General features: G+C 61.0%; 9 protein-coding genes. 6 read left to right on the top strand and 3 right to left on the bottom strand.

Going from position 1 to position 13,126, the window contains the following annotated elements:
- Nucleotides 1-9 precede the first annotated feature (9 nt).
- Nucleotides 10-852, bottom strand: coding sequence for an endonuclease/exonuclease/phosphatase family protein (locus tag NQ559_RS11920; protein WP_026318556.1), 843 nt, complete (start codon nucleotides 850-852; stop codon nucleotides 10-12).
- 11 nt (nucleotides 853-863) lie between these two features.
- Nucleotides 864-3,776, bottom strand: coding sequence for a GH92 family glycosyl hydrolase (locus NQ559_RS11915; protein ID WP_018696840.1), 2,913 nt, complete (start codon nucleotides 3,774-3,776; stop codon nucleotides 864-866).
- A gap of 311 nt (nucleotides 3,777-4,087) precedes the next feature.
- Between NQ559_RS11915 and NQ559_RS11910 the strand changes: the two genes are divergently transcribed.
- The 6 genes from NQ559_RS11910 (at nucleotide 4,088) to NQ559_RS11885 (ending at nucleotide 11,567) form a co-directional block, all read left to right on the top strand.
- Complete coding sequence (locus NQ559_RS11910) at nucleotides 4,088-5,266, top strand: DNA-binding transcriptional regulator (protein ID WP_018696838.1); 1,179 nt, start codon at nucleotides 4,088-4,090, stop codon at nucleotides 5,264-5,266.
- Between the two features lie 125 nt (nucleotides 5,267-5,391).
- The gene (locus NQ559_RS11905) at nucleotides 5,392-7,389 is read left to right on the top strand and encodes a retaining alpha-galactosidase (protein WP_018696837.1); all 1,998 of its coding nucleotides are present in this window, start codon (nucleotides 5,392-5,394) and stop codon (nucleotides 7,387-7,389) included.
- A gap of 147 nt (nucleotides 7,390-7,536) precedes the next feature.
- Nucleotides 7,537-8,637 (top strand): redox-regulated ATPase YchF, encoded by a 1,101-nt coding sequence (gene ychF / locus NQ559_RS11900; protein ID WP_018696836.1) that lies wholly within the window; start codon nucleotides 7,537-7,539, stop codon nucleotides 8,635-8,637.
- Nucleotides 8,638-8,694: 57 nt separating this feature from the next.
- Nucleotides 8,695-8,973 (top strand): hypothetical protein, encoded by a 279-nt coding sequence (locus tag NQ559_RS11895; RefSeq protein ID WP_018696835.1) that lies wholly within the window; start codon nucleotides 8,695-8,697, stop codon nucleotides 8,971-8,973.
- A gap of 1 nt (nucleotide 8,974) precedes the next feature.
- The gene (gene gltX / locus NQ559_RS11890; RefSeq protein WP_026318555.1) at nucleotides 8,975-10,510 is read left to right on the top strand and encodes a glutamate--tRNA ligase; all 1,536 of its coding nucleotides are present in this window, start codon (nucleotides 8,975-8,977) and stop codon (nucleotides 10,508-10,510) included.
- A 1-nt stretch (nucleotide 10,511) separates the two neighbouring features.
- Nucleotides 10,512-11,567: an aldose epimerase family protein gene (locus NQ559_RS11885; protein WP_026318554.1), complete on the top strand. Its 1,056-nt coding sequence runs from the start codon at nucleotides 10,512-10,514 to the stop codon at nucleotides 11,565-11,567.
- 447 nt (nucleotides 11,568-12,014) lie between these two features.
- Here NQ559_RS11885 and NQ559_RS11880 read toward each other — a convergent pair whose 3' ends face one another.
- Nucleotides 12,015-13,109: an NAD(P)H-dependent flavin oxidoreductase gene (locus tag NQ559_RS11880; RefSeq protein WP_026318553.1), complete on the bottom strand. Its 1,095-nt coding sequence runs from the start codon at nucleotides 13,107-13,109 to the stop codon at nucleotides 12,015-12,017.
- Between the last annotated feature and the right edge of the window lie 17 nt (nucleotides 13,110-13,126).

The following is a 13,126-nucleotide window of genomic DNA, read 5'->3' as shown; positions in this document are numbered from 1 at the left end:
TGCGGGATGTTATTTTTCGAATTTGACAATGGCCATCACGGGGGCATGGTCGGAGACATAACCGCCACCGAGCGTATCGGGCAGCACCTCGTAAAGGTCGGCGGCGATGCCGTCGCTCACGAAGATGTAGTCGAGCAACGGGCGTTCGGCCTCGGGTATCTGCCCGAAGTCGGAAAAACTCCACTCCGTGCCGGATTTACGGGCGGCGACCTGCTTCACGTCATGCAGCACGCCGTCTTTCTGCACGTGCGCCACGACCGACGAGCCGGGCTCGGAATTGAAATCGCCCGTCAGGATCACAGGCCGATCCCCGCGCAGCGCTTCGATGCGCTCCCTGAGCAGGTTCACGCCTTCGTCGCGGGCGACCTGCCCTACATGGTCGAGGTGGGTGTTGACGAAGAGGAACTCCCTGCTCCCGTCCCTGTCATGCAATACGACCCAGGTTGCCACGCGCTCGCAGGCGCCGTCCCACCCTTTCGAGCCTGCGACGTCGGGGGTTTCGCTCAGCCAAAAAGTCCCGGATTCGAGGGGCGTAAAACGATCCCGCCGGTAAAATACGGCACTGAACTCGCCCGCCTCGGCACCGTCCTCACGGCCGACGCCCACCGCAGCATAGCCGGGCAGCAAACGCTTCAGGTCGCCGAGCTGGTTGGCAAGCAGCTCCTGCGTACCGAAAACGTCGACGCCGTGCGAAGCGATCACCTCGGCGACCCGCCCGCGGCGGAAACGCCAGTTGTCCGCCCCGTCTTCGGGGTTGTCGTAACGCATGTTGAAGGTCATGACGCTGAGCGTCGTGGCCGAACCGCAGGCAGTGAACGCCGCTGCCGCCAGAAGATAGAACAATCGTTTCATAACTTTATAGTTTAATCACCGGGACAATTGGGAAATTCGACGCACAGACGCTCCGCGGGGATCTGCTCGAAGAGAGCCGCTCCGGGCGCCCTCCAGCCCCAGGAGAGATCCTGCCCCTCGTAATCCTCGAAATACATGAGCGTATAGGGATGCAGACCCGCTTCGAGCGCCACGCGCCCGGTCGCCATGACCGAAGCGTGCGACCCGTCGTTGTCGACCACCTTCCGGTCGCCGATCACGAGCACGCTGCCGTCGTCGCTCTTGGTCATGAACTCCCACACGCCCCGTTCGGGAATGCGGATCCAGCCGTTGAAAATATATCCGAAATGGTCTTCCTGCGGGGCATCGGCAATCGACGGCTCGGGCATTGTCCCGGACGCCACGAGCTTCCCCCGGCGAATCTCGTCCACATGCGAGAACACGCCTTCGTAACAGGCATAGGCGACGCCCGGACGCATGGCCGCGCCCGCTCCGGACAGCCCTTTGCGGAATACGGCCTTCTCGGCTTGGAGCGTCAGCGTACGGCTCGGTGCGGCCCCGGGTTTGAATCCCCGCGCCTTGAGCGTCAGCGAGCGGTCGACAACGACGGGCCCGGCATAGAGCGCCGAGGTTTCGTCCGGCTCCGAGCCGTCGAGCGTATAGCGGATTTCGGCCCCGGCCGTCGTCGTGGCCAGGGCGACGGCCACAGGCTCGGTGAAGAGGCTCACGTTCTGCGTGGTATAGGGGATCGAAACGACCTGGCCGCGCGTGAGCGAATAGGGTTCCGCGGCAGCCTCCGTACCGCGCGTGAAGTCAGGACGCTGCCGGAGCGTAAAGTGCAGTTCTCCCCCCTGCATCAGTTGTTCGTAGGTGATGAAATTTTCGGTCACGGGCACTCCGTCGAGCGTCACCGAAGCGATATAGGTATTGCGGCGGGGGTTGTTTGCCGTAACGGTCAGCGTGCGGCCATTGGCCAGGCGCACGACGGCCTTCGGGAATTGGGGGGCGGTCAGCGCAAACTGGTTCGAGCCGGGGCAGACGGGATAGAAGCCCAGGCTGGAGAAGATGTACCACGCCGACATCTGGCCGCAGTCCTCGTTGCCGATGATCCCCGCAGGCGTCGGGGCGTACATCCCGTGCAGCAGGCTGCGCGTGAGCTCCTGTGTCCGCCACGGCTGCCCGACATAATTGTAGAGGTAGGCCATGTGGTGGCTGGGTTCGTTGCCGTGGGCATACTGCCCCATGAGCCCCGTCACGTCGCTTACGTCGAGCTGCATCTCGTCCGATTCGAGCGTAAAGAGCCGATCCAGTTCACGGACGAATGCCTCGCGGCTGCCGAAAAGCCCGGCGAGCCCGTTCACGTCGTGCGGCACGAAGAAACGGTAGTGCCACGGCGTGGCCTCGGTATAGTCGCGCCCCGTGGCGAACTCTTCGAACGGCTCAGACCAGTTGCCGTCCGTCCCGCGGCCGCGGAAGAAACAGGTCGACCCGTCGAAGACATTGGCGTAGTTGAGCGCCCGCTGCGCATACTCCCGGGCGACGTCGTCCCGGCCCATGGCCCCGGCCATGCGGGAGATCGCCCAGTCGTCGTAGGCATATTCCAGCGTGCAGGAGACCGACTCGCGCTTGATATTGGAAGGTATAAACCCCTGTGCCACATAGTAATCGGAACCTTTCTTATTGATGTTCGACGAGCGGATCATCGCATCGAGCGCCTTTTCGGCATCGTATCCGCGGATACCTTTCAGGTAGGCGTCGGCAATGACCGACGCGGCATGGTAGCCGATCATCGTCCCCGTCTCGCCCGACGCGAGCGGCCAGATCGGAAGCTCGCCCGTTATGTCGTACATGTCGAGCATACTGCGGATCATGTCGTTGACTAACGTCGTATCCACCAGCGTCTGCAACGGGTTCCACGCGCGGAAAGTGTCCCACAGCGAGAATGTCGAATAGTAGGCACCGCCCTGCGGCATACGCGCGATGCGCTGGTCGTGACGACGGTACTCGCCGTTGACATCGCTCATCAGATTGGGCGTCAGCTTGGTATGGTACTGCGCCGTATAGAAATTGACCATTTCGTCGCGCGAACCGCCCTCGACGACGATGTCGCCCAGCGCTTCGCGCCACAGCGCGGCGGCACGCGCATGCACGGCATCGAAATCCAGCTCCGGCACCTCGGCGACGCTGTTGAGACGGGCATTCTCAGCGCTGACCGACGACAACCCGACGGCTATCGTAAGCGTTTCGGTCTCCGGCGCAAAGGTCAGCACGGTCTGTTTGTCGCCCAGCAGCCGCACGTCGGCGAAAGGCTCCGAAAAACGGGCGGAGAAAAAGACATACTGGTCGGGCACCCACCCCTGCGTGCGGCGCATCCCGGCGATCTCATCGGGCGCCGTCGTCCGCAATTCGCGCATGTCGACCCGCTCCTCGGCGATCGTGTACATCAGGTCGACGACCACCTGCCGCGGCCCCTTGCCCGTAAAGGTATAGCGGTGCACGCCCGTACGGGGCGCCGCCGTAAGCTCCACCCGGATATTTTCACCGGGTAACTCCACGGCATAATAGCCGCAGGAGGCCTTCTCGTCCCCGTGCGAAAAGAAATAGGGCTGCAGGACGCAGGCGCCGTCGTGCAACACGATTTCGCGCGTGGTGGGATGGAACAGGATGTCGGCCAGGTCGGCACACCCCGTACCGCTGAGGTGCGTATGCGAAAAACCGTCGATGGTCGTATCGTCGTAATGGTATCCGGCGCAGGCGTCCCAGTCCCCGGCACGCGTGTCGGGGCTGAGCTGCACCATGCCGAACGGCGTCGTTGCGCCCGGGTAGGTATGCCCGTGGTAGCCCGTGCCGATGAACGGGTCTACATAATCGACCGGGCCGGCCGGCCGCGGCGCGCACGCAAGGAGCCCGAGGGCCAGCAAGGCGAAGGTAAGTTTTTTGGTCATGGCAGTTTCGGTGTATGCGCCCCGTCCGTAAAGCGTTCCATCAAAGATAAGGATTCCGGGGCGGTATTGCAAACCCCGGCAGCCGTATCTGCGCAGCATCGGAACCGGTCGCAGTTTAGGTTATACAAATATAAGAGAAGAGAAGCGTCCCGTCCGTGGCTATTTGCGCTTTTACATCCTCACATCGCGCAGAACCTTCCTATCCGGCGCCGAAACCCCGGCAGGAGTGCCTTTTCGCCCGAAATTCCGTCCTGGGGCAGAAAATTCCCGAAAAAAAGCTATCTTTACCCTCGAAGAGACCCAACCAGACCATGGCACGCGTAATTTTCCTGACCGATTTTTCCGAAGCCTATGCCCGCGAACTGCTGCTCGGCATGGCCCGCTATGCGCACGACACGGCGCAGGCGTGGAGCCTTTGCCGGCTGCCGTTGTCGATACGCGACAAGTTCGGCATAGAGGCGGTGGTCGAATGGGCCGTGCGGATGAAGGCCGACGCCGTGATCGGGCAGTTCTACAACACGGACAACGTCGGTCTGTTCCGCGAAAACGGCATCATCGCCATCGCGCAGGATTTCAAGAAGCGTTTCACGACGATCCCCAACATCACCGGGCCGCACCACCTTGCCGGCCGCATGGCCGCGGAGTATTTCCTGAAAAAGGGGTTCCGCAACTTCGCCTTCTACGGGACGCGGGGCATCGACTTCTCGGACGAACGCTGCCAGGGTTTCCGCGAGACCATCGAGCAGGCGAACCCCGATTTCACCTTCTCTTCGCTGCGCAGCGGAGCCCAGAACGACCTGTGGTACTACGACACGGCGCAGCTCATCACGTGGCTGCAATCGCTGCCCAAACCGGTGGCTATCATGGCCTGTGACGACAACCAGGCGTACCATATCACCGAAGCGTGCCTCCAGATCGAGGGGGGGGGAAATTCGCGCATCCCCAACGACATAGCCATCCTGGGGGTAGACAACGACGAGACGATCTGCAAGCTCTCCGCCCCGAACCTTTCGTCGCTCAGCCAGGGCGTCGAGCAGGGCGGCTACGACGTGGCACGGCTGATCGACCGGCTGATCCGCAACCCCGAAGCGGAATGGGAAGACGTCATGGTGATGCCGCTCAACATCATCACCCGGCAATCGACGGACATCTATGCCAACAACGACCCGCACATCGCCGAAGTATTGCGCTACATCCATGAGAATATCAGCCAGAAGATCACGGTGGACGACCTGGTGAAACTGGTGCCCCTGTCGCGCCGCCTGCTCGAAACCCGCTTCAAGAAGGGCATGGGCACCTCGATCTACGATTACATCATCCAGACACGCATCGAAAAGATGATGCAGCTGCTGTGCGAAGGGCTGAGCGTATCCGAGGCGGCCGCCGAGCTGGGTTTCTCCGACATCAAGAACGTCTCGCGCACGTTCCGCCAGCTCAAAGGCCTCACCCCGTCGGAATACCGCAGCCAGGTTGCCCCGAAAAGGCGTTAGCACCGTCCCGCAAACAGGTGTCCCGCCCCGGGCATTGCGCACGGAGATCAAAATTCAGGCATATCGGCCGTTTTTTGCGGAGGATTTACTATCTTCGGGGCAAATTAACCGTTCAAACTGAATTTATGTCCTTAAAACCGCTATTCCTATTCGCATGCACCCTGTGCGCGCTGCCGCTCATGGCACAGAAAAACTACACGCTCACCTCGCCCGACGGCACGCTGCAGGCCACCGTCGCCGCCGGCTCCGACCTCCGGATCTCACTCTCGGCCGACGGCGAAACGCTGCTCGCCCCGTCGCCCGTCTCGATGACGCTCGGCGGCGGCGAAGTGCTGGGCAGCAACCCCAAAGTCACCAGGGCCAGGAAAAACACGGCCGACGCACGGATCGCCTCGCCGTTCTACAAGAAGAGCAGCGTCCGCGACCACTACAACGAACTCGAGCTTACGATGCGCGGCGATTACGGGCTGGTAGTCCGCCTTTACGACGACGGGCTGGCCTACCGTTTCACGACCCGGAAAAAGGACGGCATCCTGGTCGAGAACGAGCAGGTCGCCTATACCTTCCCGGGCGATTATACAGCGTACGCCCCCTATGTCGGACACAAGCGGCTGCTCGATTTCGAAGGGCAGTTCCGCAATTCGTTCGAGAACACCTACACCCGTCTCCCGCTGACGCAGCTCGACCCCCGCAAACTGATCTTCCTGCCCGTGCTGGTGGAACTTCCCGGCGGCCGCAAGATGGTCATCACCGAGGCCGACCTGCAGGGTTATCCGGGCCTCTTCCTCAACAACTCGACGGAGGCCCCCGTGCTGAAGGGCGTGTTCGCCCCCTATCCCAAAAAAGAGGAACAGGGCGGCCACAACCAGTTGCAGATGCTGGTCACGGAGCGCGAACCCTATATCGCCGCGACCGAAGGCACCCGGTCGTTCCCGTGGCGCGTAATGGCCGTATCGAAGGACGACAGCCAGCTGCTCGACAACGACCTGGTCTACCGCCTCGCCCCGGCCTCGAAGATCGCCGACACCTCGTGGATCAAACCCGGCAAAGTGGCCTGGGAGTGGTGGAACGCCTCGAACCTCTACGACGTCGATTTCAAGGCGGGCATCAACAACGAAACCTATAAGTATTATATCTGGTTCGCCTCGCAGCACGGGATCGAATACGTGATCCTCGACGAGGGATGGGCCGTGAACAAACAGGCAGACCTGATGCAGGTAGTGCCGGAGATCGACCTGGAAGAACTGGTCGAATACGGCCGCGAGCGCAATGTGGGCATCATCCTTTGGGCGGGCTACTACGCCTTCGAGCGCGACATGGAACGCGTCGTGAAACATTACGCCGACATGGGCGTCAAGGGTTTCAAGGTCGATTTCATGGATCGTGACGACCAACGGATGGTCGATTTCCTGCACCGCGCCGCCGAAGTCTGCGCCGAACATAAGATGCTGCTCGATTTCCACGGCGTATTCAAGCCCACGGGGCTCAACCGCACATGGCCCAACGTTCTCAATTACGAGGGCGTGTTCGGCCTCGAACAGCTGAAATGGTCGGCCGAATCGACCGACATGGTGAAATACGACGTCACGATGCCGTTCATCCGCATGGTCGCCGGGCCGATGGACTATACGCAGGGAGCCATGCGCAATGCCTCGCGCGGCAACTACCGCCCGGTGCACAGCGAACCCATGAGCCAGGGCACCCGCTGCCGCCAGCTGGCCGAGTACGTGGTCTTCGAGTCGCCGATCACGATGCTCTGCGATTCGCCGTCGAACTACATGAAGGAACCCGAGTGCTTCGCTTTCATGGCCTCAGTCCCGACCGTATGGGATGAAACGATGGCCCTCACGGGTTCGGTGGGCGAATATATCGCCATCGCCCGCCGCTCGGGCGACACGTGGTACATCGGCGCCATGACCGACTGGACACCCCGCGAACTGGAGCTGGATATGTCGTTCATCGGCAACGGCAACTACGACATCGAGAGTTTCGCCGACGGCATCAACGCCGACCGGGCAGCCCGCGACTTCAGGAAGACCGTATCGGAGCTGCCGCAGGATCGCAGGCTGAAGATCCGGATGGCCCCGGGCGGAGGCTATGCGGCCCGCATCTACGCACGATAAACCAGACTGCCCGCAATGAAAAGGCAGCGGCCTGCAAAGCGGAAAATCGCAGGCGGAACCGTGCGAAACACCCTGCCTGCGATGACAATATGAAAAGAATTTCGTATCTTTGCGGGGTTATTGAAATCTAACGACAACTAAAATAGAATGGCTTTACAATGCGGCATCGTAGGTTTGCCCAACGTGGGTAAATCGACCCTTTTCAACTGCCTGTCCAATGCGAAGGCACAGGCGGCGAACTTTCCTTTCTGTACCATCGAGCCCAATGTGGGCGTCATCACGGTTCCCGACCAGCGGCTTGTCAAACTGGCGGAGATCGACAATCCCAAGCGGGTGATTCCGACCACGATCGAGATCGTGGACATCGCCGGGCTGGTGAAAGGGGCGTCGAAAGGCGAAGGGCTCGGCAACAAATTCCTGGCCAACATCCGCAACACGCACGCCATCATCCATGTATTGCGCTGCTTCGACAACGGCAACATCACCCATGTGGACGGGTCGATCGACCCCGTGCGCGACAAGGGCATCATCGACACGGAGTTGCAGCTCAAAGACCTCGAAACCGTCGAAAACCGCCTCGCCAAGACGCAGAAGCAGGCCACCTCGGGCGGCGACAAGAACGCCAAACGCGCCGTTGAGCTGCTCCTGCAATACAAAGCCGCACTCGAACAGGGCAACAGCGCCCGCACGGTGGAACTGGAGAAGGAAGACCGCAAGCTGGTCGCCGACCTCAACCTACTGACCGACAAACCGGTGCTCTACGTCTGCAACGTGGACGAGAAAAGCGCCGTGACGGGCAATGCCTATACCGAAGCGGTGAAGGCGGCCATCGCCGGCGAAAAAGCCGAAATGCTCGTCGTCGCAGCAGCGACGGAGGCCGACATCGCCGAACTGGAAAGCTACGAGGAGCGGCAGATGTTCCTCGAAGACCTCGGCCTTGAGGAATCGGGCGTGGCTCGCCTGATAAAATCGGCCTACAAATTGCTGAACCTCGAAACGTTCTTCACCACGGGCGCCGACGAGTCGCGGGCCTGGACATACGTGCGCGGCATGAAAGCCCCGCAGACGGCAGGTATCATCCACACCGACTTCGAAAAGGGATTCATCCGCGCCGAGGTCATCAAGTACGACGACTACGTGGCGCTGGGCTCGGAGAAAGCGTGCCGCGACGCCGGTAAAATAGGCATCGAGGGCAAGGAATACGTCGTGCAGGACGGCGACATCATGCACTTCCTGTTCAACGTCTGACGTCCCCATCCGGCACACCGAAACGCAGCGGACACCCGCAATAAGGACACCCCGGACATGGACACGTTGTGCAGCATACTGTTCTCCCGCCGGACGCAGGGAGTGCTTTTCGGCCTGATCCTCGCCGCTGCGATCCTGCGTAACCGCACGATGTGGATTATCACGGCGGCAATCGTGGGAACAGCCTGCGCGGGCATGGCAATCGTCGCGGCCGCCGGGCTGCGCAGGTGCGGCAGGGCGTGGCGCGATTTCCCGGATACGCCCGAATACGACGCCTACGCCCGGCACAGGGAAGACGAACTGAAACGAAACGACAAAAACAAAATAGAATCATAACATGGCAAGACCCGTAAGAGTGCGCTTTGCACCGAGCCCCACGGGGCCGCTGCATATCGGCGGCGTCCGCACGGCCCTTTACAACTACCTATTCGCCCGCAAGATGGGCGGCACAATGATCCTCCGCATCGAGGACACCGACTCGCAGCGTTTCGTACCGGGCGCCGAAGAGTATATCCTCGAATCGCTCGAGTGGTGCGGCATCCGGATCGACGAAGGCGTCGGCGCGGGCGGCCCCCACGCCCCCTACCGCCAGAGCGAACGGCGTGAGATATACCTCAAATACGCCCTGCAGCTGGTCGAAGCCGGGTGGGCGTACTATGCGTTCGACACGGCCGAAGAGCTGGACGCCCTGCGCAGGGAGGCCGAAGGACGCGGCGAGGCATTCGCCTACAATTACACCGTGCGCGAAAAGCTGGCCACCTCGCTGGCGCTGCCCGCCGAAGAGGTCAGGGCGCGTATCGACCGCGGCGACCAGTGGGTGATCCGTTTCAGAATGCCTGAAAACGAAGTCGTCGAAATGGACGACCTGATCCGCGGCCACGTGGAGGTCAACACCTCGACGCTCGACGACAAGGTGCTCTACAAATCGGCCGACGCACTGCCCACCTACCACCTTGCCAACATCGTCGACGACCACCTGATGGAGGTCTCGCACGTCATCCGCGGCGAGGAGTGGCTTCCTTCGCTGCCGCTGCACTACCTGCTATACAAGGCATTCGGATGGACGGCGACGCAGCCCGCGTTCGCCCACCTGCCCCTGCTGCTCAAACCCACGGGCGGCGGCAAGCTCTCGAAACGCGACGGCGACAAGATGGGATTCCCCGTATTCCCGCTCTTCTGGAAATCCCCCACGACGGGCGAGACCGCGCACGGATACCGCGAGGATGGCTATTTCCCCGAGGCATTCATCAACATGCTGGCGCTGCTGGGGTGGAACCCCGGCACCGAACAGGAGATTTTCTCGATGCAGGAGCTGATCGACAATTTCTCGCTGGAACGCGTTTCCAAGTCGGGCGCACGCTTCCAGCCCGACAAGGCAAAATGGTTCAATGCACAGTACATGCACCATAAGAGCGACGCCGAACTGGCCGCGCTCTACCAGCCGATCCTGCGCGGGCACGGCATCGAGGTCGCGGACGAGGTCGCAGGCCGCGCCGCCGGCATCATGAAGGAGCGCGCCACGTTCATCACCGACCTGTGGGATCTGACGTCGTTCTTTTTCGTGGCCCCGGCCGAATACGAGGAGAAGCAGACCAGGAAATACTGGAAGGGGCAGAACCCTGAAATCCTGCGCGAACTGCGCAGCGTACTGGCCGCGATCGACGATTTCTCGCTGGAAAATACCGAGCGGATCATACACGGCTGGATCGAGCAGAAAGGCTACGGCATGGGGCAGGTGATGAACACGCTGCGCCTGGCCCTGGTCGGCGCCGGCAAGGGCCCCGGCATGTACGACGTGACGTCGTTCATCGGCAAGGAGGAGACCCTGCGCCGCATCGACCATATCCTGGCAACCTTAAAACCCGCAGAATAATATGGTAACTATCGAACAACACGTATGGGGCATGACGCCCGAAGGAGAGGCGATCATCCTCTACACGATGCGCAACGACAAGGGCGCCGAAGTGAAGATCTCGAATTTCGGGGCGGCGATCGTCTCCGTGACGATGCCCGACCGCGAAGGCCGCATGGCCGACGTGGTGCTCGGTTACAAACACCCCGAAGGCTACTTCTTCGACGGGGCCGCCTCGGGCAAGAGCGTCGGCCGCTGTGCCAACCGCATCGCATCGGGACGCATGACCATCGAAGGCAAAGAATACTCGCTGGAGGTCAACAACGGCCCCAACCACCTGCACGGCGGCACGAAAAATTTCGCCAACCGTCTTTGGGAAAGCCGTGTCGAGACCAACCGCGTCGTCATGTCGCTCCTGTCGGAGGACGGCGACCAGAATTACCCCGGCGAGCTGAACGTCGAAGCCGTATTCGATTTCGACGACGACAATGCCCTGGAAATCACCTACCTCGCCAAGACGGACAAAACGACGGTCGTGAACCTCACGAACCACGTCTATTTCAATCTCGCGGGCGACGGAAGCGGTTCGATCCTCGACCACGAACTGCGCCTGAACAGCTCGAAGGTGCTCGAAATGAACGACAAGCAAATCCCGACCGGGAAATTACTCGACGCAGCGGGCACCCCGCAGGACTTCCGCCAATTCAGGCCCTTCCGCCCCGGCATCGGCTCGGAGTTCAACCACATCCGCGATTTCAAGGGGTACGACCATCCTTTCGTCATCGACGGGTGGCAGCCCAACATCCTGGGCGAGGTCGGCGAACTGCGCGAAAAAAGTTCGGGGCGCTGCGTAAAGGTACTTTCGTCGCAGCCCAGCGTGATGGTCTACACCGGCAACTGGCTCGCAGGCGGATGCCCCGAAACCAAGACCGGCGGACGTTACGACGACTACGACGGCGTGGCGATCGAATGCCAGAACTACCCCGACGCCGTGAACCACCCCGATTTCCCGTCGCCGCTGCTCAGACCCGGCGAACTCTATTGCCAGAAGATCGTCTTCCGGTTCGGCACCTTTTAGGCTGTCCCGGCAAAGCGAAAATCCCGGTTTCCGGGCGCACGGCCTCGCACGGCCTTGTGCGGCTTCGTGCGGCCTTGTGCGGCGCCGGTATGCAGTCTGCGTTACCGCATACGGTTCAGACAGCATTCCTTATCATAACAACCAAAATTGGATCTGTTAAGCTTTGCTCCAGGCTGATCGGGGTGGCAGGGCAGGATCAAGCGTAAAAAAGCAGGGCTGCCGAATCGGCAGCCCTGCACCTAATATACAACACGACCGCAGCGCACACAACTCGCTGCGGGTCGAATTGAAGCGTGTTTTTTCGTGCAGGAAACCGGAAACAAAACCGTTGCCCCCGTCCCCCATTCTCCTTCAAAAAAAGATGTGACGACCCGATTTATCAGGTCGTCACATCTTTTCGCCCCACCCCTGAAAAAGTCGGAAGGGAGGGCTTTCCCGGGGAGCGGATTATTTTACGCCGAAGAGTTTCCCTTTCAGCGAAAAATTGTCATACTCGGCCTTGAGCGAAGCCATCAGGTCGCATACCGACTGGATCTTTTCGGCCCGCCATGCGTTGGCGCCGCAGAAGGCATAGCCGTTCTGCAATTTCCCCTTGAAGGCGTTGTAGAGCGCCAGCATGATGCAGTAGGGGCTGTGCGTCACGTCGCACGTCTTGATGCAGTCGAACGGGCAGTTTCGGGGGCGTTTCAGGCCCTCCTTCACCCGGTCGAGGAACGAGCTGTGGATGGCCCGGCCCGGCATGCCCACGGGGCTCTTGATGATCTCGATATCCTGCTGCGTGGCGTCGAGGTAGCTCTGCTTGAAGGCCGGGTCGGCATCGCACTCGTCGGTCGTGACGAAGCGGGTGCCCATCTGCACGCCCTCGGCGCCCAGCGACATGATGCGGTAGATATCCTCGCCGGTGTAGATACCGCCGCCGGCGATGACGGGGATATGGCAGCCGTGCTCGGCCTCGAACGCATGTACTTCGGCGACGATTTCGGGAACGATGCTCTCGAGCGCATAGTGCTCGTCGACAAGCTGCTCCTCCTTATAGCCGAGGTGGCCGCCCGCCTTGGGGCCTTCGACCACGATGGCGTCGGGAATGTACTTATATTCGGCAAACCATTTCTGGCACAGCAGTTTCGCGGCGCGCGCCGACGATACGATGGGTGCCAGTTTGGTTTTGGCTCCTTCGGTAAGGAACGACGGCAGGTTGAGCGGCAGCCCGGCGCCCGAGAAGATGATGTCCGCCTTCTCGGCGATGGCGGTTCTGACCATGTCGGCGAAATTGGACATGGCGACCATGACGTTCACGCCGACGATGCCTTTCGTGGCCTCGCGGGCCTTTTTCAGTTCCTGTTTCAGACCCCAGATCGAGGCCGTACGGTAATCTTTCGAATAGTCTTTGTAAATCACTCCCAGGCCGGCCGACGAAATGACGCCGATGCCGCCCTGGTCGGCAACGGCCGAAGCCAGTCCTGCGAGCGATATGCCTACGCCCATACCGCCCTGCACGATGGGGACGGGAGCGAGCAAATTTCCGATTTTCAATGCTTTCATGTTAAATTGGGATTAGT

The organism is Alistipes onderdonkii (assembly GCF_025145285.1).
Lineage (GTDB): Bacteria > Bacteroidota > Bacteroidia > Bacteroidales > Rikenellaceae > Alistipes > Alistipes onderdonkii.
The sequence above is the reverse complement of the archived record's forward strand: the minus strand, read 5'-3'. Positions and strand labels throughout refer to the sequence as shown.